Raw genomic sequence first — 22,007 nt, forward strand, 5'->3', positions numbered from 1 at the left:
CAACAGGACAGCACGGCGGCTTGGCGAATAACGTGCCTGATCACTCATGTCCGGCCCCGCCATTTTCATTGCACAAGACAACTGCCTGGTTCCCGGCGAGATCGCCTTCCATGTGCTCCTGCGTAATGCCCCGGTTCTGGCGAGGCAGGCGATCGTTGGCCTGATCGCAACGCGAAGGGCGTTTTTCCCGTCCGGCTTCTTTCGCCGCGGCGCTGCTCGCGCTTGCGGAAAGTAAGGAGAGCAGGGCAGTGGCGAGCGCGGCTTTTTGTTTGGAATCGAGCATGACAGGCCTCTTTCAGTCGATATGCGTTCGTTGGATGGTGCGGCCCTTTCTTAACGACGCCGGGAATCTCTTCGACGACAGCGGCTCTTGTTGTTTTGTAACGAACTGTGTCGGTTTGCCATCACTGCCCAGTTTGCGGGGCCATGAAAAACTGCTCCGATAACGCATGAAATTGCCTCTATTGCGCCTATATGCAAAATTGCCAGGAAATCGCTGACCCAATACGCATCGCCGAACAGTGTTACACTTGGCCCCGCGTTGGTTCTCTTACCAGCCTGCTTGTCGACGCCCGCGATCAGATCCTCTTTCCGCGTTTCATTTCCATAAGCGATTCCCCCTAGACTGGTTCGTGCCACGCACGCAAGGTGGATTCCTGGAGCAAATCTCTATGCATTTCACCGAACTCGGCTTGTCCGCCGATATTTTGCGCGCCGTTTCCGAACAAGGTTACGACACGCCCACTCCGATCCAGGCACAGGCGATTCCCGTCGTGCTCAAGGGGCATGACTTGATGGCGGCGGCCCAGACCGGCACCGGCAAGACCGCCGGCTTCACGCTGCCGGTCCTGCAACTGCTTAGCAACCGCGCCGCCCCATCGCGCACCAAGCCACGCGTTCTGGTGCTGACCCCGACGCGCGAACTGGCCGCGCAGGTCGAAGACAGCGTGCGCACCTACGGCAAGTACCTGCCGCTGAAGTCCGCCGTGATTTACGGCGGCGTCGGCATGGCGCCGCAAACCAAGGCATTGCGCTCCGGCGTCGACATCATCGTCGCCACGCCGGGCCGCCTGCTCGACCACGTCGGCGAACGCAACGTCGACCTGTCCGGCATCGAGATTTTCATTCTCGACGAGGCCGACCGCATGCTCGACATGGGCTTCATTCACGATATCCGCCGCGTCACCGCGTTACTGCCAAAGAAAAAGCAGACGCTGATGTTTTCGGCGACGTTTTCCGACGAGATCCGCACGCTCGCATCGAGCTATCTGCACAACCCGCAACAGGTCGAAGTGGCGCGCCGCAATGCGACGGCCGACATGGTCACGCAAAGCGTCTATCACGTCGACAAGGCCAAGAAGCGCGACCTACTGGTCAAGCTGATTGAAGACAACGGCTGGCACCAGGTGCTGGTGTTTACGCGCACCAAGCACGGCGCCAACGCGCTGGCTGAAAAGCTCGACAAGGCGGGCATCCGCTCTGCTGCCATTCACGGCAACAAGAGCCAGGGTGCGCGCACCCGCGCGCTGGCCGATTTCAAAAGCCTGAAGCTGCATGTGCTGGTGGCGACCGACATCGCCGCGCGCGGCATCGACATCGATTTGCTGCCGCATGTGGTCAACTACGAGTTGCCGAACGTGCCGGAAGACTACGTGCATCGCATCGGCCGCACCGGACGCGCCGGCAGCTCGGGTCAGGCGGTGTCGCTGGTGTGTGTCGACGAGCACAAGCTATTGCGCGATATCGAGCGCTTGCTCAAGCGCGAGATCGAGGTCAAGAGCGTGCCGGGCTTCGAGATCGATCCGCGCATCAAGGCCGAGCCGATCGAAAACGGCCGGCGCAGCAGCCCGCCGCCGCGCGGTGCGGCGCCTTCCGGTCAGCGCAAGCCGCAGCCGCGTGCGCCTCACACACCTCAAGGTGGCAAGCCGGCGCCCAAGACTTCCGGGCAGCGCCGCAATACGGAACGCGGGACCGGTGCACGCGGTCGCGTTTCTTGAAGCCTGCCTTGCTGAATTAATGGGAACGGGCCACGCGCTTTATCCGGCGTTGTGGCCTGCCTCTCTGCCGCAGATGGGCAAGTGTGGCGGACTTGCGTCTACCCGAGGGATTTCAGGGAAATGCCCTGGACCGGCGTGCCGTCCAAGTAATCATGGCCGGCATTCGTTAATCGCCAGAAACCGCTTTCTGATTCCGCGACCCATCCCTTGTCTTCAAGCAGGTGCAGGTGATGACGAATGACGGACTGTTCTGCATTCAACCGCTGGGCGATTCCGGCGACGTTGAGCAGCGGTTCCGGCGCTTCCAGCAGCTTTCCCAGAATCGCTTCCATTAGCATTTGATCTCGCTTCATGGCTTTGGCATTGGCAAAAAGAGCCATCTTAGCGGAATTCACCCAGCAGTAATTGCTTCCTTCGCATTCGGATTCAGTGAATCCTTGGAATCCGTGCCTCCGTGCTTGCGTCGAGCCTGAAAACGCCCACCACTTGCGACAGCTTTGCCGCCTGCTCTTGCAGCGAAGCTGCTGCGGCCGCGGCTTGCTCGACCAGCGCGGCATTCTGCTGCGTTACCTGGTCCATTTGCGATATCGCCATGTTCACCTGTTCGATGCCGGCACGTTGCTCGTCGCTGGCAGAGGCAATTTCGCTCACGATGTCGCTGGCGCGTTGTACGCCCTCAACGACTTGCTGCATCGTTGCGCCGGTTTGCCCGACCAGAACGGAGCCGGATTCGACCTTTTGCACCGAATCCCGGATCAGGGCGGCGATGTCCTTTGCGGCAGTCGCGGAGCGTTGTGCCAGCGTGCGCACTTCGGCGGCAACGACGGCAAAGCCGCGCCCTTGCTCGCCGGCCCGAGCCGCCTCGACGGCGGCATTCAACGCAAGGATGTTGGTCTGGAACGCGATACCGTCGATGACGCTGATGATATCGACGATTTTTTTCGAGGACGCATCAATTGCTCCCATGGTGTCGACCACCTGCGCCACCGCCGCGCCACCGTTAGTGGCTGCCGCGGACGCCGAAGCGGCCAGCTGGTTTGCCTGACGCGCATTGTCGGCGTTCTGCTTGACGGTTGCCGTCAGTTCCTCCATCGATGACGCTGTTTCTTCAAGAGAGCTGGCCTGTTCTTCGGTACGGGACGACAAGTCCAGATTGCCGGACGCGATCTGCTTGGATGCCGTCGCAATCACGTCGCAGCCGGCGCGCACTTCGCCGACGATGCGCGCAAGGCTTTCCTGCATCTGCTTGATCGCATGCATCAGGCTCGTCGTATCGTTTGGTCGAAGCGCGATCCCAACAGCCAAGTCGCCCTGCGCGATGCGGTGAGCCGCCAGCATCGCCTCGACCGGCTCGCCGCCGAGCTGGTGCTGGATACTGCGGGCAATCACAGCAGCCACCATGATGCTAAGCACGGCCGACAGGAGGCCGAGGGCCACAAGCATGCGTTGCGAGACAGTCGCCAGGTCGACGATGTCGCCACGCATGCGCGTAATCGCCTCCGCCTGATGGCGCGAGAGTTTGGCGATGGAGGCAACGTATTCCGTCAGGGCAGGTTCAAGGAGGGATTGCACCAGCTTGCGAGCATTGTCCTCGCTGACTCCTTTTTCCTTGAACACCGCTTCACGCGCGGCGATATAGGTCCGCCGCTGCTGGGCGATCTGCTCGAAGAGCCGCTGCTCTTCCCCGCTCTTGCTGAAGCCGTCGAGCTGTTTCTGGATCTCCGAAATCCGGCTGCTGGTTTCCTTGATTTTTTTCTGAACCTGTTCCTGCCGCGCAGCGTCATTCGACTCCGCGACAGCAATGGTGCGCGCGCCATTGACGTTGGTGCTCGCCGCCCATTCCGTCACCAGGCGCTCCTTGACCATGACCTCGTTTACCATTTTTTCCACGACATCCCGAGCGCCCTGTAGACGCCACGTTGCCAGGCCTACGATCAGGCACAGCATCAGGATAGAGAAGGAAAATCCAAGGGCAAGTCGGGTTCGAACGGTTGTGCTTCCAAGTTTCATGGTGCGCTGTGGTCAAGTATTCAGTCTATGGACAATGGAAATAGGTGTCGGGCGGTGACAAAAAATCGGCGCACCATCATCTTCAATCTGCATTAAATTTTTCTGCCGAAGAGTGCAGCGTGCGGCGCGTTGCTTTTTTCTCTACACAAGAATGATTTGCATCGCTTCAGCTTAAAGGTATTCCCCTGGCGATGTAATGGGAATTAGATGATGAAATCAGCCCTTTCTTTTCGGCAGGCTGCGCGATGCGTCCATATATGTATCTAATCTGTATCGTTATTGCGTCGGCACGATCACGAGCGACGTGATCGCATGCCTGCTTCGTTGAAGACGGCGGGAGTCAGAGCTGGCGCAGGCGCGCCGATTCATCGGTCCACTTCGCGCTGCGCAGGGCGACGATGCGTGCGCCGTGTTCGGTGGCCAGCGCTTTCGCCTCTTCGGTGAAGACCGTTCCAACCACGATGATGCCGTCGGGTGCGGGCACGTCCAAGCGCCGGAACGCGCGTTCAAGCTCGGCGGACGACACCACATCGCGCTCGGCATGCGCGCAGAGAATCAGCGTGTATTGCCCGTCGCTCCTGACGCCCTTGACGATCTCGGGACGGTAGGGCGGCGGCACGCTGTCGCGCAGCCGTGCCCCGACGACACTCCGGATGGTTGCTTTGTTCGCCATTGTTTGGCGTGTCGATCAGCATACGCTAGTGCAACATCGGGCCGCCCGACGGCATGATGCTCTCTTCCTTCAGCATCATGCGTTGGACCGCATCGTCATGCGGCAGCTTCAGTTCGCGCGCATCTTCGATCGGATTGACGCCCTTCACGCGCATGCCCTGTTCATACACCATCCGCCCGCCGAACCATCCCGACACCAAGACCCCGGCGGCGGCCACGGCGGACAATACCAGCGAGCCGCCCTGATGGTTGTCGCGGTTGCGCCGGCGCAGGAGATTGAGCGCCGTCGTGGCGAGTGCGCTGACGTTCAGCAGCGCATGAACATTGGCCGTGCGCTTGACCTCGGTGTGAGGGCGGATCGAAAGATAGTCCACGGCGCCGGCGGCTCCCGCTGCCAGACCGCCGATCACGCCGCCCATCATGCTGTAGTAAGCGGCGTCGGCATAGGATTGCTTCCCGGTGGCGCGATACATCGCGTCGAGAATAAAGCCGAAAGGAATCAGCGCGGCCGGCGCAACAATCAGCATCGGATGCAGCGGATGACTGGCAACAGTGGCTTGGGGCATGGCAACCTCCTTCGCGTAAAAGTGGATAGACCGGCATGCCACCATTAAGTGCAACGGGTGCACGCTTGCCAGTTCGAGGACGGTCGTAACGGTAAGAAGCATGCCGGCCGAAAAAGAAGGAGGCGGGTTAATCGAGCCTGCTTCCCTATCCGAATAAACGCACTTGTAATTCCGAGCGCTGCCCGTATCTGTAAGGGTGATTCCGGCGCTACCACTCGGCGCGTTCCGCGCTGTCATTCTTTGCGGAATCGTCTCGCTGTCGAGGCACCGCGTTGCGGGCTTCCTCATTACTTTTGCGACAAATAATTTCAGCCATGCATTCCGAATTCCATTACAGATTCCGCAAATTGAAGAGAGGCGCCATGGCAAGGCTGGCCTTGCTGTCTTCCCGATTCGATCCGATGCTGAAGACGGCGGAGTCGTTGCTCAAGATGGAATACACGGGGGGCGCCGCGAGCAAGAATTTGATCGTTTTCCTGCCTGGCATCGGCGACCTGGCGGAAGACTTCGAGAGAAGCGGGTTCATCGCCGATTTGCGCCGTCATGGCATTACCGCCGACGCTATCGCTGTCGATGCCCACTATGGTTATTATGCGTCCCGCGCAATTCACGCAAGAATCGCGGAAGATGTGGTCGATGCCGCGCAGGAAGCCGGCTATGAGCGCATCTGGCTTGCCGGCATTTCCCTCGGGGGATTCGGCGCGTCCTCCTTCGCGGCGTTGACGTCATCGCGACTCTCCGGCTTGTTGTTGCTCGCGCCATACCTGGGCGGCGGCGACCTGGTGAATGAAATCGCCACCGCCGGCGGCCTCGGCCAGTGGGAACCCGGCCTCGTGCAAACCGGGGATTATCCGCGCGCCGTATGGGCATGGCTAAAAGAAAACTATGCGCAGCAACAGTCGCCGATGCCGATCTATCTGGGCTATGGCACAAACGACATGTTTGCCGGTGCGAATGCATTGCTGGCCGATGTCTTGCCTACATCACAGGTGTATTCGATCAGCGGCGGGCACGACTGGAGGACGTGGAAAAAGCTCTGGCCGCAAATGCTCGCCGGGTGCAAGACGATGCTGGAGACTGCTCACCCAGCGGCGTCTTCTTCTCCTGTAAGCGGCAACATCGCTTGACGCGCCTGGCTGCGTAATGCCAGCTCCGATGGCGGATCGGCGGCATCCGGTTGAAATACCGGCCCGACTTCCAGTTCAATGGCTGTGCGGTGCGGAAGCCAGGTGCGCGGCCACAGTGCTTTGCGCGTGCCGCGCAAGCCCGCCACCACGATCGGCACGTTTTCGGCAATGGCCGCAATGAACGCGCCGGAGTGAAACGGCTTCAACCCCGTTTCCGGCACAAAACCGCCTTCGGGAAACACGATAAGGTTTTTGCCACGGCGTAGCGCCGCCCTGAGGAGGTCCACATTTGTCGCCGCATGGTCATGGTCGTGGTGCAGAACCACCGTTCCCAAGCCCCTGAGCAATGGGTAGAGCAGGCTCTGGCTGGGATACTGCTGCCGCACGACGAAGGCATATCCCGGTCGTGCCGGCAGGAGTGCAGTCAGTGCCACTCCGTCCACGAAGCTGGTGTGATTGACCAGCAAGATATGCGGTGCGGGTGGCAATCGTTCGATGCCCTGTGCGGAAACGGGTACGGCGGCGAGACGAAAAATCAGCCGCGTCCCCGCACGGGCAACAGGCCGTCCGTAGCGCGGAGACCATAACAGGATGACCAGAATACTGACGGAGAGCAGGACCAACGCAAAGACAAGCCATGCATAGCATCCGTAGCTCCATGCGGCGAAACGTCGTAGTTGGCTCATGGCACGTAGGGAAAGGCGGTGGACATACCGCGCCAAGGGATGAATTCAGCGTTGAAACAATATCGTTGTCGGCAACATTGTGCGCCCACGGTTTTTCAGCGTCTTGATGAATATATGCGCGACATCGCGCTCAATCCGTTGCAGGCATAGCGTGCTGAACGAACCGCAACTTGCCCCGGATGTCAAAATCCTGAGTCCCATCAAGGGGAAGTGTATGAAGCCGCTACGCATCTGCCTGGTGATTGTCGTGCTGCTGTCCGCATGCGCGCACCGGGATATTGACTATCCGATTGGATTTTTGGGCGATCCGGCACCATTAAACGGCGCCACAGAAACGATCGCAATCCGGCCAGACACCAAATGGATCAATGTCACCGGCGGCGATACTGTCCGATTCGTCGTGGGTGAAAAATCCTTCGCCTGGACATTCAATGTTGCAAGGAACGTCACCGCATTCGACTTGCGCCGCGTCGCGCCGCCCGGCGTGCTGGACCATCGTGTGGATGCCTATGTCGCGCCCGATCCAAAGTACCTAGGCGGAGATGGCGACAGTCGCATGTGAAAGGGCGTTCTCATGCCCTCGTCCAGGTATTTACGGGGCTCACAACACGTGGTCGAGGAAGGCGCGCGTTCTGGCATGCTGCGGATTGGAGAACAGGGCCGCCGCGCTGCCCGCCTCCACGATTTCACCCTTGTCCATGAAAACCACGCGGGTCGAGACGTCCCGTGCAAAGTTCATTTCATGGGTGACGACCAGCATGGTCATGTGCTCTTCGGCCAGCTGGCGCATGGCGCGCAAGACTTCGCCGGTCAACTCCGGGTCGAGCGCCGAGGTCGGTTCGTCGAACAGCATCAGGTCGGGTTCCATGGCAAGCGCGCGGGCAATGGCGACGCGCTGCTTCTGTCCGCCCGAGAGCTGCGACGGATAGCTGCCGCTCTTGTCGAGCAAGTCGACCTTGCGCAGCAAGGCTTCCGCCTTGGGCACGATTTCGTCGCGGCGCATGCGCTTTACGGTCATCGGCGCCTCGATGATATTTTCGAGGACGGTGAGGTGGGGGAAGAGATTGAAATGCTGGAACACCATGCCTGTCCTGCTGCAGATGCGGCGCACGTCGGCGAGTGGTGCGTAGCGGCAGGTGCCATTGGCATCGGTCGTTGCCATCGTTTCGCCCTCGATGGCGAGATGGCCGCCGTCGATCGTTTCGAGGTGGTTGAGGCAGCGCAGAAAGGTACTCTTGCCCGACCCGGAAGGGCCGATCAGGGCGACCACATCGCCTTTTCCGACATCCAGCGAAATGCCCTTCAAGACTTCCAGGTCGCCGAAGCGCTTGTGTATGTCGCGTGCCTGAATCATCAGCATCGGTTCCACGGCATCATCCTTCATAGACGGCATAACGTTTTTCCAGGCGATGGAAGCCCCAGGTCAGCACCAGGGTCATGATCAGGTAGAACGCGGCGGCGACGACGAACGGCATCGTGGTGAAGTCGCGCTGCACGATGCCGCGCGCCGCGCGCAGCAGGTCGTTCATGGCCAGCACATAGATCAGCGAGGTGTCCTTGACGAGGGTAATGGTCTCGTTGCTGATCGGCGGCAGGACGCGCTTGACGACCTGCGGCAGGATGATCCGGCGCATGGTCTGCACATAGTTCATGCCCAGCACCTGCGCCGCCTCGTACTGCCCGCGATCGACCGACTGGATGCCGGAGCGGAAGATCTCGGCGAAATAGGCCGCGTAATTGAGCGTGAACGCGACGATGGCAGCGGGGAAATCCGGCAGCCGCACGCCGACGACCGGCACCCAGGGCAGCGCGAAGTAGATGAACAGCATCTGCAGCATCAGCGGCGTGCCGCGCATCAGCCAGATGTAGCCGCTCACGAGGCCGCTGGCGAAACGGAAATGGGAAACGCGGATCAACGCCAGCGCGAGGCCCAGCGGCATCGAGAGCACCAGCGTGATGAAAAAGACTTTCAGGGTGACGCCGCTGCCGTCCAGCAGCGGGCCCATGATTTCAAAGATGTAGGTCATATTGGCGATGACCCGGCACCGGCCGGGTCATGCAGGAAGTAAGGCGCGGAGGCAGCTTTATTTGACGATGTTCTTGCCGAACCACTGGGTCGAGATTTTCTCGGCGGTGCCGTCCTTCTTCATGTCGGCGAGTGCCTTTTCCAGCTTGCCCAGCAGCGCCGTGTCATCCTTGCGCACGCCGACGCCGTATTCTTCGGTGCCGAAATTCTCGTCCAGCACGACATACTCGCCCGGCTTCTTGGCCGTGTAGTAGCGGCCGACCACCTCGTCGACCACCAGCGCATCGAGACGGCCAGTGCTCACATCCATCAAGGCCGCGACATTGTCGCCGAACTTGCGCAGCTCCTTCAGATTCTTCGCAACGGCATCTTTCTCGACGGCTTCGACGGCGCTGCTGCCTTCCTGCACGCCGACGATCTTGCCGGCCAAGTCTGCCTTGGTCTTGAGCGGCGACTTGGCGGTCACGATGATGATCTGGCGGTTTTCCAGGTACGGCGAGGTAAAAGCGATCTGTTCCTTGCGCTTCTCGGTGATGGTCAGGCCATTCCACAATGCATCGACGCGCTTGCCGCCCAGTTCGGCTTCCTTCGCGTTCCAGTCGATGGGCTTGAATTCGACCGCCACGCCGAGACGCTTGCCGGCCTCGCGCGCCAAGTCGATGTCGAAGCCGACCAGCTCGTTGGACTTGCTGTCACGAAAACCCATCGGGGGGAAGTTGTCATCCAGCCCAATGACGATCTTCTCAGCGGCAGCTGGCGCCGAAGCGGCCGGTGCCGAAGGCTTGTCGCAAGCCGACAGGAGTACGCCCGCAACGAGGGCAGCGGAAAGCATCGAAAGCGTTTTCTTCATGGAATTTCCTGGAGTCAAGATGAGCAAACGCTGGATTATTTCATAAAAACGGGCGCTTTCCTCAATGTTGTTGTGCGAGATGGGGAAGACGATGCGCCTGTAAATTCTGTATGCAGCGCGCGCAGGGGACGCTTCGAGCTGCCACTTTCATCGCATGGCGGTAGCCCTTGATCTGTTTTATTGATAAATTTCATTGGAAGCGCAGCTTCCTCTAAAGAGAAGCCTTTCATCCTGTACGTGCCGGCATTAACCGGTCACGTTTCGCATGGAGCACATGTGAAGCCAGATTCCCTGTTTGCGCAACGCTCGATTGTCGCTGTCGCGCTGGTCGTTCTTGGCATTGCCGCCATCCTGAATTACGTTCAGGAACATGTCCGCGTGTTCAATCGGGAGCAGGACCGGCTGCAAACGCAGGCGCATGTGATCGAGGAAAATCTGAACCAGACGCTGGTTGCACTGAACGGCGTGCTGGGAGATATCCGACAGCAATTGCCGGCCGTTGAACCGGCAGACAACCTGAATCGCTATCTCAAGACGTTGAGCGATGGCATGCCGAGCGTGCGCACGTTAGCTGTTTTGGACGTTAATGGCCACGCACTCGCCGCAAGCCGGCCTGAATTGGTTGGCTTTCAACTGATCGACCCGGATTACCGCCAGCAGGCCGAATTCCAAATGGCAGGGCGCTTGGATATCGATACGCTGTACATATCCCCGCCGTTTCGCAGCACGCTCGGCGCGTTCGTCATCGGCGTGTCGAGAACGTGGACAGATTCGCGCGGAAAAGTCGGCGGCGTCGTGATCGCCACGCTCGACCGGAACTATTTCTCTCCTCTGCTGGATTCGATTCGCTATGCGCCTGACATGAAGGCCGCGCTGGTGCACTGGGACGGTGACGTTTTCCTGGCGGAGCCGGAACAAAACGGCCTTGCCGATGCCAATTTCCTTCGGCAAGGCAGCTTCTTTGCCGAACACCGGCAAAGCGGGCGCGACATCACCGTGTTGCCGCACGTACGATTCAGCCAGGGCGATGCGCGGATGATGATTCAACGCACGGTCAAACCGGCCGGCCTGAAAATGGACAAGCCGCTGGTGGTGGAAATTGACCGCAGCGTCGATGAAATCTATGCGACGTGGCGCCGCGATGCGCGCTTGTTCGCCGCCCTGTACACGCTGATTCTCATCACATCGCTGTTTGTCCTGCATGCGTATCAGCGCAAGCAGAAGGAAGCGGACTTGCGGGAGGCTGCAGCGGCGCAGCGGATCGAGGCAAGCGAACGCTTCATGAAGACGATCACCGACCACCTGCCTGCAATGGTCGCGTACTGGACCGATGAATTGCGCTGCCGCTTTGCCAACGGCGCTTATCTCGAATGGTTTGGCAAGGCGCCGCAGGAACTGATCGGGACCCGCATCCAGGACCTGCTCGGCGAAGAATTATTCCGCAAGAACGAGCCGTATATCCGCGCAGCGTTGCAAGGCGAGCGCCAGCAGTTCGCGCGCACCCTGATAAAGGCGGACGGCAGCACGGGTTACACCTGGGCTCAATACATTCCTGACCGGCAAGAAGGGATTGTCCATGGCTTTTTTGTGCTGGTGTCGGACGTCACGCCGCTCAAGGAAGCAGAACGGGCGCTGGCCGAAAGCGAATGGAAGCTAAGAACCATCATCGAAACCGAACCGGAATGCGTGACGCTTCTGGCTGCCGACGGAACGGTGCAACAGATGAATCCGGCCGGCTTGGCGATGTTCGGCGCGGCTTCGGAGCAGCAGGTCGCCGGGACAAGCATGGGCGGGATGATCGATGCGCCGTACCAGCCCGCCTTCAATGCCTTGTTGGCCGACGTCGGCGAAGGCAAGTCAGGCACGCTGACGTTCGAGCTGGTCGGCCTGACCGGCATCCATTGCTGGCTTGAATGCCATGCTGTTCCCATGCGCGACAGGAATGAGCGCATTACCGGGTCGCTATGCGTGATGCGCGATATTACCGATCGCAAGAAAGCGGAACAGGAGTTGCAGCATCTGGCGCAGACCGACTCCCTGACCGGCCTCGCCAATCGCCGGCATTTCATGGCGCTCGCCGAGCAGGAACTCGAGCATTGCTCACGCTACGGCGGCCCGCTCGCGGTGCTGATGGCAGACATTGACCGCTTCAAGAAGATCAACGATACCCACGGACACAAGTGTGGCGATGCCGTGATCCGGCGCATGGCGGAGCTGTGCCGCAAGACGCTGCGCAGTGCGGATGTGGTAGGGCGTCTTGGCGGCGAAGAATTTGCGGTGGTGTTGCCGGAAACCGATCTCAGGCATGCGGTCGACGTCGCGGAACTGCTGCGCCAAAGGATAGGCCAGGCCGAGGTCCACACGGACACTGGAGAAGTGATTCGCTTCACGGTGTCGATTGGTGTGGCAAGCAGGACGGACAAGAACGCGGATATCGAGACCCTTCTGGCGCAGGCGGACGAGGCGCTGTATGCGGCGAAGAACTCCGGCCGCGACAAGGTGTGCGAGTACGAAGCTGCGGCCACCGGCGTTGGAGAAAATGGAGGGGCGGCTCGACCAAAATCTTAATCGTGGGTCCTGCGGGGGCAACCTTGATATAAATAGTTTCTGTCGTGACTTAACCGATGCGGAAGGCAAGGCCGACCCATTTATCTGTTACCACAGCGAGACATCGGAACAATCGCCGATGGATGCTCGTCGTATACCGATGCTTCGGCTGCGAATCATCGTCAGCCGAAGCAGACCGTCCCGAATCAACGGGTCGGTCTTTCATGAGGAAATCAACATGCCATTCGGTATCGATATCGGCCGCGTCCTGGGACAGTACATGGGAGCAAATGCAGGTCAGCAATCCCCCCGCGTCGAACAGGACTTTGATGACGTGGCCAGCAATTCGCCGCATGAGCACCTGCGGGAAGGCGTCAGCGAAGCATTCCGTTCCGACCAGACCCCGCCGTTCGGCAACATGGTCGCACAAATGTTTAGTCAGGGTGACACCGGGCAGCGCACCGGCATGGTCAACCACCTGTTGAGCGCGCTTGGCCCCGGTGCGATCGCATCGGTGCTTGGCAGCGGTGCCGGCGGCGGGCCATTGAGCGGATTGCTCAACCGCGCACGCGGGCAACAGCAGGTACAGCTCACACCGGAAGAAGCGCAGCAACTGAGTCCCGACGAGGTGCAGGCGCTGGCCAGCCACGCGGAGAAGGAAAACCCCGGCATCATCGACCACATGAGCAATTTCTACGCGCACAACCCCACGCTGATGAAAGCGCTTGGCGGCGCGGCGCTGGCGATCGCTCTGGGAAAGATGGCGCAACGCAAATAAGGCCGGGGGAGAGCGGTTCGCGGGCCGCTCCTTTTCGCTTATCTTGATGGCGGGACGGCAAGCAGGATCATTGCTGCGAAAAACGCACCGTCAGTTCGCCGAGATCGCCATAGCGGATCGTTGCTTCTTGCCCGACAGGCAGGTCGAAACTGCCGGCGTACGAGCCGGTAATCACCGCCTGCCCCGCTTGCAATCCCGTTCCCTTGCTACGCAGGAATTCGGCCAGCCAGTAGAGTGGCGCGCGCGGATCGGCATTCGGATGACGACCGTCGAGCACTGTTTCATGCCCTGATTCAAGCGTCACGCGAATCGGCATCGCCGCCGCCCGCGCTTTTTCCTCATCGACCGCCATGCCGAGGAACAGCCCCTGATTGAGCAAGCCATCCGCAAGATTCTCCGCGAAAGACGCGCCGGCAGGATCGCTGTAGCGGCTGTCGATCAGCTCCAGTGCGAGCCGCGTCTCGGCGATCGCCGCATCGACGTCCGCCGGTGCATAGGCGGCATCGCGCGCCGGCAAGTCCTTGCCGAGAATGAATGCCAGTTCCGGTTCGACACGGACATGTCCTGCGCGAGCGATTGCACGGCAATCCCCGGCACCTGCGACGGTCACCGCATAAATCGGCGCCGCGACAATGCGGCCATCGGAAGGCGTGCCGCATTTCCATGCGCGCACCGCGACGCCGAGCTGCTCGGTGACGCGTGACTGGATCGCCAGCGCGGTGTCGACATCCAGGGGCCGGCACGATTCGGGCAGGCGAGGGCCTTGCTCGGCATTCCTGCGGCGCGCCGCAAGGATCGATGCCGCGCTGGCGGCAGGCGAGGAGTTCTGGGACATGAATACCTTTGAACGAAAGTGTCTGGAAAATGGTGGCGCGTAACCGCGGCGCGGCTCTTGATCAGGACATGCAAAACGTGGTCGCTTGTTTCTCCAGCCTCAAGTCTTAATCGGTAAGGTCTTGCGCCGTTCATCACGACGGTGGGCAGCTTAGGGCTTGAGCGCGGAACGATTCCACTTGTGTCTGCGTAAAATGGCGTCGATGGTGCCGTTGCCGCGCAACTGCGCCAAAGCCTGATTGAACTTCTGCAGAATTTCCTGTGCGTGCGGATAGGTCTTCGACACCATCAAACGTAGTGAACCCTGGTTCATCGGCTTATCCAGCACCGCAAAATCGGTACGGTGACGGGGATAGAGTTTGTCGATCAGGGCCCAGCACACCAGCTCTTCGCAAGCGGCGAGATCTATCCGCTTCAAGTACAGTTTCTGAACGCTCTGATGATCGCTGGGGACATACTCGACGTTCAAGTGCGCGGCGGCAAACGGGGTGGTGTACCAGTAGCCGAGAACACCGCCGATACGGTAGGGACGCAAGTCGCTCAGATCCTGATAGTCGATGCTCTTGGGGAACCGGCTTTTCAGATAAAAGAAGCGTCCGGTGGTGGGCATGATTGGATCGCTAAAGTAAAAGTCTTTTCCGCGTTCTTCGATCTTGATATAGGGGAATACAGCGAACATCTCCCCTCGTTTGACTTCCTGTTCGCCTCGCTTCCAAGGAAGAAAGTAGTAGGAGGGAGCGAAGCCGGCTTGCGTCAGGACGGCGCTGACGACCTCTGTGAAAATGCCCTGGCCCGGCAGATCCGGGGAGGTGTAGGGAGCCCAATCCCCGGTGGCCAGGGGCAACCGGGTCGGCTCGGCGGCGGAATGGCTGCTCGGGCTCACAGCGAGAAGCAGGGGGAGTAGGACGGCGAGTATCAGTTTCATCGATGGGCTGTTTCTCTCGTCGCCAGACAGGCGTTACAGCGTCATCCGGCGACATCTCGGCGATTTAGGGCTCGATACGAAAACTGCGATGATACGCCGATCCGGGCAGCTTTTTGCTTCATGAACGCTGCGAGCAGTACCTCCAGGGCTGCAGGATCGCCTTTCGTCCCGAATCTCGAAGAGCTCTTGGGCGGTGACCGTGGCAATGCCGATCGCCTCGACGTTGCCGTTGACAATTCCGGAAAGACCAAGCGCAAGGCTGTTGCCAGCAACAAGCGTAAGGGGCGCCCCTACGCTTGCTAGAAGTCCCTCCTTGGGAAAGTCAGGTTGCATATCCCCGTATTTACGTGCCGATCCTTGATTCCTCGCAAACCGGCGAGGACTGCACCGGGCGTATAAATGGCATGTTCGAAAAAAGGTCGTCGTCGTTCAAACCAAGGAGAACAAGATGAAGATGCATTCGGTAGCAGCATTGGTGTTGATGTCCGTTGCCGGCGCAAGCGCTCCCATCGTGTCGGCGGCAGACAAATTCGACCTTGGCAAGCGGGAGTACGAATCCAATTGCATAGCTTGTCATGGAGCCGACGGGAAAGGTGGTGCGTACGTCGATTTCCTCAAGAGCACCCCGCCGGACCTGACACAGCTGGCAAAGAAAAATGGTGGAGTGTTCCCTGTGGAACGCGTGTACTCGATCATCGACGGCCGTCAGCCCGTCAAGAGCCATGGTACGGCGGACATGCCGATCTGGGGACGCGACTACCAGGCAAAAGCCGGGGAATATTTCGTCGATGTACCTTACGATCCCGAGGCGTTTGTGCGCCAGCGGATTCTTGCCCTCGTCGATTATCTGAATCGGATGCAGTCGAAGTAATTCGCATCGTAAGCCGTAAGTCAGTGGAGGGTGCGCCTGGCGCACCCTCCGTCGCATCATTCAGCTGGCCGGCAGCTCGCCCGCCCGTTCAAACCAGCCCGGCCTTGTCCAAACCGAAGGCCTTGTCGTGTGCGCCGGGCACGGTGCGGAAAGTCACGTTGAGGCGGTTCCAGGCATTGATGCCCATCACGCGGAAGGTCAGCGTCGAGAGTTCCTTCTCGCTGAACTGCTCGCGCAGCTCGGCATAGAGCTCGTCCGAGATGCCGGTGGGCGCGATCTGGGTCAGCGCCTCGGTAAAGGCCAGCGCCGCGCGTTCCTTGGGGGTGAATAGCGGCGACTCGCGCCAGGTCGCGACGTGGTACAGGCGCAGCTCGCGCTCGCCGTGCAGCTTGGCTTCCTTGACGTGCATATCCAGACAGAAGGCGCAGCCGTTCATCTGCGAGGCGCGGATATCCACCAGAAGGGACAGCCCCGGCTCAATGTGGCCGCTGTTGGCGATGGCCATGCTGAATTCCTGGAGCTTCTTGACCAGCTCGGGCGTCTGCTCGACGAAGTTCAGGCGGGGTTGGGCGTTGGTATGGCTCATGATCGTTCTCTTTCCTGTGAATGATGGAGATGTTGAGGTGATGCACTGGTTGCGATCACACCCTTTAGACGATTGTGCCCCGCGCGGTGTGACATCGCCGCCGAAAAAAGTGCGTTCCTCTGCGCCGGTGTTAGACGCGACGGTACAAATACAAGCTGGGTGTCGGGGGGCGGGCGTTTTCAGGAAAAGATAGAGTGCAGGGCAATGCCTTTGGCGAAGGGACGGCCGCAACGGACTGCGGCCATGCAAACGAGCCCGACTCCACATAGTGGTGGCGCGATGACAAAACAAAAGGCCCGGCTGCATGCGCCGGGCCTTTTGTATTTAACTGGTTGCGGGGACAGGATTTGAACCTGTGACCTTCGGGTTATGAGCCCGACGAGCTGCCAGACTGCTCCACCCCGCGTCTGAGGGACCGAAGTCTACCGTCGATCATGCTGCAATGCAAGAGAAATGAGTAAACGTAAAACGAAGTCTTGCAAATTCTGGTGCAAAAATCAGGGGCCAGGCCCGACATATCGCGAATATTCCTGGACGTGGCGCTCGCTGACGGCCACTTCGATTAATACCTTTTTGCCACGACTTCAAGGCCTTCTGCGGGGTGCCGCCGATACGCTTCCGGCCATGGCCCGCGACATGACGCATTTTTACAATACACCGCGTCGCTAAAACGCAATCATCGAATCTCTGATTTACCCACTCAAAGGAGAGACTCGATGCAGTTCCATTTTCAAAATCAGTCCGGCAATGTCATCGCCCCGGCTCGCCGCGGCATATCGGTTGCGCTTGTCCAGGTCGGGCTCGCGGCAGCCATGTTGACAGGTTCATCCTGCGCGGCAGCCGCCGCTCCCTCCGCACCACTGTTGGTGACGCGCTCCATTGTGGTAAGCGCGCCAGCCGACAAGGTGTGGAAGGTGGTCGGCAACTTCGGCGATATGAGCTATTTTTCCGCTGCGGTAAAAAGCACCGAAATCGTCAGCGGGCGCAACAATCAGCCCGGCGCGCAACGTCGGATCACCCTCAAAGAGGGTGGCGTTGTCGTGGAGACGCTCACGGCGCGCAAGGAAAGGCCGTATCGCCTGTCCTACCGGATGGACGAAAGCCCGCTGCCGGTGTCGAATTACCGCTCGACGATCTCGGTGATTCCTTCAGGGCAGGATAGTAAAGTGACATGGAGCGGGCAGTTCAATAGCCGGGCTGCCGCTGAAGATGGCGACCAGGTTGCGGTCAAAGCCATCACCGGTCTTTACGACGCAGGCCTTGCTTCAATCAAGGAAGTCGCGGAGCGATGATCAATCGGCTGCCGCGACAAGCGCGGCAGCATCCTTCGCAATTTATGGGGGAGACTCGATTTACGACTTTATCGAGTCTGTTTCCGATTGTTGGCGGAGTAAGATCTGGACCCGGTTGCCTCCTTCGGCAGCGAATCAAATACGCATCAGGCGGCCTTGGGAAATGGGGAGCAGCACGCACGCCCCGCCTGCAGGCGATTGAGGTTTGCAGCACGGCATGAGAGACTTCCTTTTTGCACCCTCTCAATTTCTGAAATGTCATGACTGTAAAAACCGTCTTTCACCATTCCCTGGCCCCCGGCAAGACCCTTGCTGTCATGGGCGGCGTGCACGGCAATGAATACTGCGGGCCGGCCGCCATTACGAAGCTGTTGTCCGATCTCGACAGCGGCGCGGTCGCCCTGCAGCGCGGCACCCTGCAAGTGATCCCGGTTGCCAATCCGCGCGCCTACGCGCAAAAAACGCGTTTCGTCGAGCGCAACCTGAACCGCTATCTCTATCCCAAGGAAGAGAAACGGCACTACGAGGATCATCTCGATCCCGTCATTTGCGGCTTTCTCGATCGCGCCGATGTGCTGCTGGACCTGCATTCCTACACCTCGCAAGGCGGCCCATTCGTCTTTCTCGGCGGTTCGCAGTCACGGCCAGAGGAAGTCGCCTTTGCGCGCGCGCTGGGCGTACGTGATTTCGTCTGCGGCTGGTCTGAGGCGTTCGGCAGTGGCGGCAAAGGAGGCGACAAGGAATCGCAGGGAACGACCGAGTATGCGCGTGCCAACGGTGCGCTGGCGGTCACGCTGGAATGCGGACACCACCACAACGCCGACGCGGCCGACGTCGGCTATCGCGCCATTCTCCGGGCGCTCGCGCATCTCGAGATGCTCGCTCCCGAGTGCGAAGCGGCACGCTCGCTGGATGCCGGCGCAGCGCCTGAATCGCAACGTTGCGTCTGGATGAAAAGCGTCTTCTACAAGGAGGCGGAGGTCGCCTTCGTGAAGCCGTGGCAGCACTTCGATCATGTCGCGCGCGGCGAAGCCATTGCAAGCGGCGCCAAGGGCGACCTCGTCGCCCCGGAAGACGGGCACATCATCTTGCCGAAGGCAAGTGCTGCGACGGGCGATGAATGGTTCTTTTTCGGAACCATGGGCGCGTTTCCGTCGGCGGACGCGTGAATGCAAGACCCGACGCCATTGGCACGCAGCAGGCATGATCGCCGCATGAAACGCGAAAAGCTTGATCAGTTGCGAAAGCAATTTATGGCCGGGATCTGGATAGGCGCCGGTCTGTTGGTGTTTGGCGTTTTTGAACGGGTTCCGGTGTTCTGGGTGCTTGGGCTTATTCTGCTCGGTGTATCGGCATTCCGGCTGAACAGGATTTCCCGCGTACAGCCGCAAGACGACGAGGAATCGTGACAAGGAAAATCGGGGTTACGCCGTTTCTCGCAGAGTTATATGGGGTCAGACTCGACATAAAACTTTATCGAGTCTGACCCCATATCCATTTGTTGGTGTACCCTTGGGTATGGACAACGAAAACGTCATCCAGCTGAGCGGCCCGTTCCGCATCAATGACTCTCTCGGACGGACATGGGAAGTCCGCGCGATCCGCATCTACGATGAAGGCTACGGCATCATCGACGTTTATGTCGACCTGGACGCGACCATGGAGGGCGACCCGCTCTACGAAGATCCAGTCGTCATCCGACAGATCCTGGCAAGGCTGCGCATGCTCGGCTACGATGGCCCGGATTTCGGCGCTGGCGACCCCGGCCAGCAGGACGACAAGCTGATCGTCCTCGAAGCACCGGAAGAGTTCGGTCATTTCGCGGCGAGCAGGGGGTGGAAAAATCTTGCGGAAACGTATGAAGACGATGACGCCAATGCGGCTGCATCGGACGACGCAACGATGGATCCTCGTGCACAGGTCGCATTCGATGCACTGATGAAAAAATTGGGCGTGAAGTAACGGCCGGCCTACGTCGGCCTGTTTTCCCTCGCACCAATATTTGCCAGGGACACGCTCTTGTTGTGACTCAATATCAAGCGGCCGAGGGGACGTACGATGTGCCTCCTTATGGCCCGTCTTCCTCGTTACTTCGTCCAAGGCGTTCCTCTCCATATCATTTTGCGGGGGAATAATCGCGAACCCATCTTCGGCAATGACGAAGACTGTGGGTTTTTCAAGGAATCGTTGTTGGACGCAGCCTCCCGGCACCGCCTGGCGATTCACGCCTATGTCTTCATGACTAATCACGTGCATTTGCTCGCTTCGCCCGACTCTGAGGAGAGCGCGCCGAAGACGATGCAAAGCGTGGGAAGACGCTACGTTCAGTACTTCAACCATCGTTACAAGCGCAGCGGCACCTTGTGGGAGGGGCGGTACCGGGCGACGGCGGTGGATGCCGAAAATTATCTGTTCGAATGTATGCGTTATATCGAGCTCAACCCGGTACGAGCAGGAATGGTTGCGCATCCACGAGACTATCCCTGGTCTAGCTATCGTGCCAATGCGGAAGGCGGGGCCGACCCGTTACATAGCCCGCACGCGTTATTTAGGAGCCTGGCCGAAGACGAGCGCGAGCGCCGGGCTGCGTATCGTGAACTCGTCAAGGCACCAATGGATACGCAATTGCTTGATGTGATCCGCAACGCCACAAACAAGGGCTGGGTGTTGGGTCAAGGGCATTTTCAGGAAAAGATAGCTCGCCTGGCTGAGCGTCGGGCAATGCCTTTGGCGAAGGGGCGACCGAAACGGACTGCGGCGCGTTAATCGAGTCTGACTCCATATATAGGCTTGCTTGGCTCTGTCGCCAAGCTTGTGCCTATGGTGCATGTCAAGCGTAGTCAACGCGGACCCAAGAAATCTCAGCTAAAACGACAAGCAGGAAAATACAATCAGCACGTCTCTAATAAACGACTACTCGATCTGGAAAATTGGAAATCGGCATGTTGACAGGGAGGCGAAGCGCGCCCTACGCTTGTTTGGTGATCGGAAAGCTGCGATGGCCGCGTTCTGGGGGGATGGAGCGGGGCGCTGCATTGGTCGATCAGGTTTTCCGGAGGATTACCGACCATAATGAAAGGGGTCTGTTAGACTCTTCGAGGGAAATCTCGTCAACACGGAACGACTTGAAGAACTTAGATCTTCGGAATTCGGAAATAACATAGATGCGTACATTCTTGCATGTTGGCTGTGGCGAGAGTCATAAAGATCAGACCACCAAGAGTTTCAACACCCCGGATTGGAAAGAACTCCGTCTGGACATTAATGAGGCTGTAAAACCGGATATCGTGGGAACGATGCTGGACATGTCGGCTGTTGCCGATGCCTCGATAGATGCCATTTTTTCAAGCCATAATATTGAACACCTCTATCCCCATGAGGTGCCACTAGCTCTGTCGGAGTTTCTGCGGGTATTGAAACAGGACGGCTTTCTGGTAATTACTTGCCCTGATCTGCAGTCAGTCTGTGCGTTGATAGCTGAAGATAAACTGACCGAACCAGCTTACATCTCCCCAGCAGGCCCGATTGCGCCTGTTGACATCCTATACGGACATCGACCACAAATGGCAGCAGGCAACCTGTATATGGCTCATCGTTGCGGGTTTACTGAAAAAGTTATGTCTGGCACTCTCCAAACTGCTGGCTTTGCAGGAGTCGCCACAGCTCGGCGTGTTGCTCCGTTTTTCGATCTTTGGGCCGTGGCTACCAAATCATCTCGTACTGACGATGAATTGCGAGAACTGGCCTTCGATCATTTCCCGTGATAGACCTTAGAAGTGCGAATAAATATAGTGGCACACTCGATTTCAGTTAACGCTTAATTGAGTTTGCCACCGATTATGAAAACTTCGCTGCATCAAAAATGCCCATATATGCAGCACGCGTATATGCACGCGCACGTAGGTTAATCGAGCCTGCCTCCATATATTTGTCGCCTGGCTGAGCGTACGGCGATGCCGTTGCCGAAGGGGCGGAAGAAAAGGAAAGAAGCGGTTTAATCGAGTCTGGCCCATATATATAGGGGGCTCGACGTAGGTCACCGCAGAAAATGAAAGCCCGTCACTGACGGGCTTTTTTAATTTGCCGATTTGCGGCGGCACTTGCCGGCTGTCGCAAATTTATGGGACCGGACTCGAGATGAAGTTAAATCGAGTCTGACCCCATATATCGTGCATTGCACTGCCCCCATGCGTTGTACTGGAGCTTGGCCGGAGACGAGAGTGAACGCCGGGCAGCGTAT

At 59.0% G+C, this 22,007-nt stretch carries 24 protein-coding genes and 1 tRNA gene; 12 read left to right on the plus strand and 13 right to left on the minus strand.

The window, feature by feature from the left end; all coding sequences use genetic code 11:
• Positions 1–40 precede the first annotated feature (40 nt).
• Positions 41–283 carry a hypothetical protein gene (locus TSA66_RS27005; protein WP_157691702.1) on the minus strand — a complete coding sequence of 81 codons (243 nt, stop codon included), beginning with the start codon at positions 281–283 and terminating at the stop codon, positions 41–43.
• 388 nt (positions 284–671) lie between these two features.
• Between TSA66_RS27005 and TSA66_RS14865 the strand changes: the two genes are divergently transcribed.
• Entirely contained in the window at positions 672–1,997 is a 1,326-nt protein-coding gene (locus TSA66_RS14865) for a DEAD/DEAH box helicase (RefSeq protein ID WP_084199636.1), read from the plus strand.
• A 98-nt stretch (positions 1,998–2,095) separates the two neighbouring features.
• Here TSA66_RS14865 and TSA66_RS14870 read toward each other — a convergent pair whose 3' ends face one another.
• From TSA66_RS14870 to TSA66_RS14885, 4 genes are all read right to left on the minus strand, one after another.
• Positions 2,096–2,392, minus strand: a complete 297-nt coding sequence (locus tag TSA66_RS14870; RefSeq protein ID WP_198358814.1) for a helix-turn-helix domain-containing protein — start codon at positions 2,390–2,392, stop codon at positions 2,096–2,098.
• Positions 2,393–2,423: 31 nt separating this feature from the next.
• On the minus strand, positions 2,424–4,007 hold the full coding sequence (locus TSA66_RS28025) for a methyl-accepting chemotaxis protein (RefSeq protein ID WP_040040550.1): 1,584 nt from the start codon (positions 4,005–4,007) through the stop codon (positions 2,424–2,426).
• Between the two features lie 340 nt (positions 4,008–4,347).
• The gene (locus tag TSA66_RS14880; protein WP_040040551.1) at positions 4,348–4,680 is read right to left on the minus strand and encodes a type 1 periplasmic-binding domain-containing protein; all 333 of its coding nucleotides are present in this window, start codon (positions 4,678–4,680) and stop codon (positions 4,348–4,350) included.
• Between the two features lie 25 nt (positions 4,681–4,705).
• On the minus strand, positions 4,706–5,245 hold the full coding sequence (locus TSA66_RS14885) for a DUF2231 domain-containing protein (RefSeq protein ID WP_040040552.1): 540 nt from the start codon (positions 5,243–5,245) through the stop codon (positions 4,706–4,708).
• 362 nt (positions 5,246–5,607) lie between these two features.
• Here TSA66_RS14885 and TSA66_RS14890 point away from each other — a divergent pair, with 362 nt between their 5' ends.
• Entirely contained in the window at positions 5,608–6,372 is a 765-nt protein-coding gene (locus TSA66_RS14890; protein ID WP_157691703.1) for an alpha/beta fold hydrolase, read from the plus strand.
• Here TSA66_RS14890 and TSA66_RS14895 read toward each other — a convergent pair.
• Positions 6,327–6,995, minus strand: a complete 669-nt coding sequence (locus tag TSA66_RS14895) for a lysophospholipid acyltransferase family protein (RefSeq protein WP_157691704.1) — start codon at positions 6,993–6,995, stop codon at positions 6,327–6,329. The genes TSA66_RS14890 and TSA66_RS14895 overlap by 46 nt on opposite strands.
• A gap of 277 nt (positions 6,996–7,272) precedes the next feature.
• Here TSA66_RS14895 and TSA66_RS14900 point away from each other — a divergent pair, with 277 nt between their 5' ends.
• Entirely contained in the window at positions 7,273–7,620 is a 348-nt protein-coding gene (locus tag TSA66_RS14900; protein WP_040040554.1) for a CzcE family metal-binding protein, read from the plus strand.
• A gap of 39 nt (positions 7,621–7,659) precedes the next feature.
• On the opposite strand, the gene TSA66_RS14905 is transcribed toward TSA66_RS14900, so the two are convergent.
• The 3 genes from TSA66_RS14905 to TSA66_RS14915 are packed head-to-tail and all read right to left on the minus strand — an operon-like array spanning position 7,660 to position 9,934.
• Complete coding sequence (locus tag TSA66_RS14905; RefSeq protein ID WP_269748387.1) at positions 7,660–8,451, minus strand: amino acid ABC transporter ATP-binding protein; 792 nt, start codon at positions 8,449–8,451, stop codon at positions 7,660–7,662.
• Positions 8,432–9,085 carry an amino acid ABC transporter permease gene (locus TSA66_RS14910; RefSeq protein WP_040040555.1) on the minus strand — a complete coding sequence of 218 codons (654 nt, stop codon included), beginning with the start codon at positions 9,083–9,085 and terminating at the stop codon, positions 8,432–8,434. Before TSA66_RS14910 ends, TSA66_RS14905 begins: the two co-directional genes overlap by 20 nt.
• Before the next feature lie 57 nt (positions 9,086–9,142).
• Positions 9,143–9,934: an amino acid ABC transporter substrate-binding protein gene (locus TSA66_RS14915; RefSeq protein ID WP_040040556.1), complete on the minus strand. Its 792-nt coding sequence runs from the start codon at positions 9,932–9,934 to the stop codon at positions 9,143–9,145.
• A gap of 276 nt (positions 9,935–10,210) precedes the next feature.
• Here TSA66_RS14915 and TSA66_RS14920 point away from each other — a divergent pair, with 276 nt between their 5' ends.
• Positions 10,211–12,502, plus strand: a complete 2,292-nt coding sequence (locus TSA66_RS14920) for a diguanylate cyclase (RefSeq protein ID WP_040040557.1) — start codon at positions 10,211–10,213, stop codon at positions 12,500–12,502.
• A gap of 217 nt (positions 12,503–12,719) precedes the next feature.
• On the plus strand, positions 12,720–13,259 hold the full coding sequence (locus TSA66_RS14925) for a hypothetical protein (protein ID WP_232429479.1): 540 nt from the start codon (positions 12,720–12,722) through the stop codon (positions 13,257–13,259).
• A 67-nt stretch (positions 13,260–13,326) separates the two neighbouring features.
• Here TSA66_RS14925 and TSA66_RS14930 read toward each other — a convergent pair whose 3' ends face one another.
• The gene (locus TSA66_RS14930; protein WP_040040558.1) at positions 13,327–14,094 is read right to left on the minus strand and encodes a fumarylacetoacetate hydrolase family protein; all 768 of its coding nucleotides are present in this window, start codon (positions 14,092–14,094) and stop codon (positions 13,327–13,329) included.
• A gap of 150 nt (positions 14,095–14,244) precedes the next feature.
• Entirely contained in the window at positions 14,245–15,018 is a 774-nt protein-coding gene (locus tag TSA66_RS14935; RefSeq protein WP_052452345.1) for a substrate-binding periplasmic protein, read from the minus strand.
• Positions 15,019–15,466: 448 nt separating this feature from the next.
• On the opposite strand from TSA66_RS14935, the gene TSA66_RS14940 reads away from it, so the two are divergent.
• Positions 15,467–15,889, plus strand: a complete 423-nt coding sequence (locus tag TSA66_RS14940) for a c-type cytochrome (RefSeq protein ID WP_052452346.1) — start codon at positions 15,467–15,469, stop codon at positions 15,887–15,889.
• An 88-nt stretch (positions 15,890–15,977) separates the two neighbouring features.
• Here TSA66_RS14940 and TSA66_RS14945 read toward each other — a convergent pair whose 3' ends face one another.
• Positions 15,978–16,475: a carboxymuconolactone decarboxylase family protein gene (locus TSA66_RS14945; protein WP_040040559.1), complete on the minus strand. Its 498-nt coding sequence runs from the start codon at positions 16,473–16,475 to the stop codon at positions 15,978–15,980.
• A 329-nt stretch (positions 16,476–16,804) separates the two neighbouring features.
• Positions 16,805–16,881: transfer RNA gene (locus TSA66_RS14950), tRNA-Met, on the minus strand.
• A 310-nt stretch (positions 16,882–17,191) separates the two neighbouring features.
• Here TSA66_RS14950 and TSA66_RS14955 point away from each other — a divergent pair.
• The 6 genes from TSA66_RS14955 to TSA66_RS14980 all read left to right on the plus strand — a co-directional run bounded on the left by TSA66_RS14955 (position 17,192) and on the right by TSA66_RS14980 (position 21,531).
• Complete coding sequence (locus tag TSA66_RS14955; protein WP_052452347.1) at positions 17,192–17,767, plus strand: SRPBCC family protein; 576 nt, start codon at positions 17,192–17,194, stop codon at positions 17,765–17,767.
• Between the two features lie 260 nt (positions 17,768–18,027).
• Positions 18,028–18,936 (plus strand): succinylglutamate desuccinylase/aspartoacylase family protein, encoded by a 909-nt coding sequence (locus tag TSA66_RS14960; protein WP_052452348.1) that lies wholly within the window; start codon positions 18,028–18,030, stop codon positions 18,934–18,936.
• A 45-nt stretch (positions 18,937–18,981) separates the two neighbouring features.
• Entirely contained in the window at positions 18,982–19,176 is a 195-nt protein-coding gene (locus tag TSA66_RS14965) for a hypothetical protein (RefSeq protein WP_157691705.1), read from the plus strand.
• 109 nt (positions 19,177–19,285) lie between these two features.
• On the plus strand, positions 19,286–19,729 hold the full coding sequence (locus TSA66_RS14970; RefSeq protein ID WP_040040561.1) for a hypothetical protein: 444 nt from the start codon (positions 19,286–19,288) through the stop codon (positions 19,727–19,729).
• Positions 19,730–19,837: 108 nt separating this feature from the next.
• On the plus strand, positions 19,838–20,533 hold the full coding sequence (locus TSA66_RS14975) for an REP-associated tyrosine transposase (protein ID WP_040042629.1): 696 nt from the start codon (positions 19,838–19,840) through the stop codon (positions 20,531–20,533).
• 398 nt (positions 20,534–20,931) lie between these two features.
• A complete protein-coding gene (locus tag TSA66_RS14980; protein ID WP_040038691.1) occupies positions 20,932–21,531 on the plus strand; it encodes a class I SAM-dependent methyltransferase in 600 nt (199 codons plus the stop codon).
• Positions 21,532–22,007: the final 476 nt, after the last annotated feature.

The sequence above is a fragment of the Noviherbaspirillum autotrophicum genome, from assembly GCF_000818395.1.
GTDB classification, from domain to species: domain Bacteria; phylum Pseudomonadota; class Gammaproteobacteria; order Burkholderiales; family Burkholderiaceae_D; genus Noviherbaspirillum; species Noviherbaspirillum autotrophicum.

What these genes read in the sequence shown, in the direction of transcription:
- TSA66_RS14960 (WP_052452348.1), top strand. Translation starts at nt 18,028, where the DNA reads ATGACTGTAAAAACCGTCTTTCACCATTCCCTGGCCCCCGGCAAGACC.
- TSA66_RS14980 (WP_040038691.1), top strand. Translation starts at nt 20,932, where the DNA reads ATGCGTACATTCTTGCATGTTGGCTGTGGCGAGAGTCATAAAGATCAG.
- TSA66_RS14935 (WP_052452345.1), bottom strand. Translation starts at nt 15,018, where the DNA reads ATGAAACTGATACTCGCCGTCCTACTCCCCCTGCTTCTCGCTGTGAGC.
- TSA66_RS14910 (WP_040040555.1), bottom strand. Translation starts at nt 9,085, where the DNA reads ATGACCTACATCTTTGAAATCATGGGCCCGCTGCTGGACGGCAGCGGC.
- TSA66_RS14885 (WP_040040552.1), bottom strand. Translation starts at nt 5,245, where the DNA reads ATGCCCCAAGCCACTGTTGCCAGTCATCCGCTGCATCCGATGCTGATT.
- TSA66_RS28025 (WP_040040550.1), bottom strand. Translation starts at nt 4,007, where the DNA reads ATGAAACTTGGAAGCACAACCGTTCGAACCCGACTTGCCCTTGGATTT.
- TSA66_RS14940 (WP_052452346.1), top strand. Translation starts at nt 15,467, where the DNA reads ATGAAGATGCATTCGGTAGCAGCATTGGTGTTGATGTCCGTTGCCGGC.
- TSA66_RS14915 (WP_040040556.1), bottom strand. Translation starts at nt 9,934, where the DNA reads ATGAAGAAAACGCTTTCGATGCTTTCCGCTGCCCTCGTTGCGGGCGTA.
- TSA66_RS14905 (WP_269748387.1), bottom strand. Translation starts at nt 8,451, where the DNA reads ATGCCGTCTATGAAGGATGATGCCGTGGAACCGATGCTGATGATTCAG.
- TSA66_RS14930 (WP_040040558.1), bottom strand. Translation starts at nt 14,094, where the DNA reads ATGTCCCAGAACTCCTCGCCTGCCGCCAGCGCGGCATCGATCCTTGCG.
- TSA66_RS14890 (WP_157691703.1), top strand. Translation starts at nt 5,608, where the DNA reads ATGGCAAGGCTGGCCTTGCTGTCTTCCCGATTCGATCCGATGCTGAAG.
- TSA66_RS14975 (WP_040042629.1), top strand. Translation starts at nt 19,838, where the DNA reads ATGGCCCGTCTTCCTCGTTACTTCGTCCAAGGCGTTCCTCTCCATATC.
- TSA66_RS14880 (WP_040040551.1), bottom strand. Translation starts at nt 4,680, where the DNA reads ATGGCGAACAAAGCAACCATCCGGAGTGTCGTCGGGGCACGGCTGCGC.
- TSA66_RS14900 (WP_040040554.1), top strand. Translation starts at nt 7,273, where the DNA reads ATGAAGCCGCTACGCATCTGCCTGGTGATTGTCGTGCTGCTGTCCGCA.
- TSA66_RS27005 (WP_157691702.1), bottom strand. Translation starts at nt 283, where the DNA reads ATGCTCGATTCCAAACAAAAAGCCGCGCTCGCCACTGCCCTGCTCTCC.
- TSA66_RS14965 (WP_157691705.1), top strand. Translation starts at nt 18,982, where the DNA reads ATGAAACGCGAAAAGCTTGATCAGTTGCGAAAGCAATTTATGGCCGGG.
- TSA66_RS14945 (WP_040040559.1), bottom strand. Translation starts at nt 16,475, where the DNA reads ATGAGCCATACCAACGCCCAACCCCGCCTGAACTTCGTCGAGCAGACG.
- TSA66_RS14865 (WP_084199636.1), top strand. Translation starts at nt 672, where the DNA reads ATGCATTTCACCGAACTCGGCTTGTCCGCCGATATTTTGCGCGCCGTT.
- TSA66_RS14955 (WP_052452347.1), top strand. Translation starts at nt 17,192, where the DNA reads ATGCAGTTCCATTTTCAAAATCAGTCCGGCAATGTCATCGCCCCGGCT.
- TSA66_RS14970 (WP_040040561.1), top strand. Translation starts at nt 19,286, where the DNA reads ATGGACAACGAAAACGTCATCCAGCTGAGCGGCCCGTTCCGCATCAAT.
- TSA66_RS14925 (WP_232429479.1), top strand. Translation starts at nt 12,720, where the DNA reads ATGCCATTCGGTATCGATATCGGCCGCGTCCTGGGACAGTACATGGGA.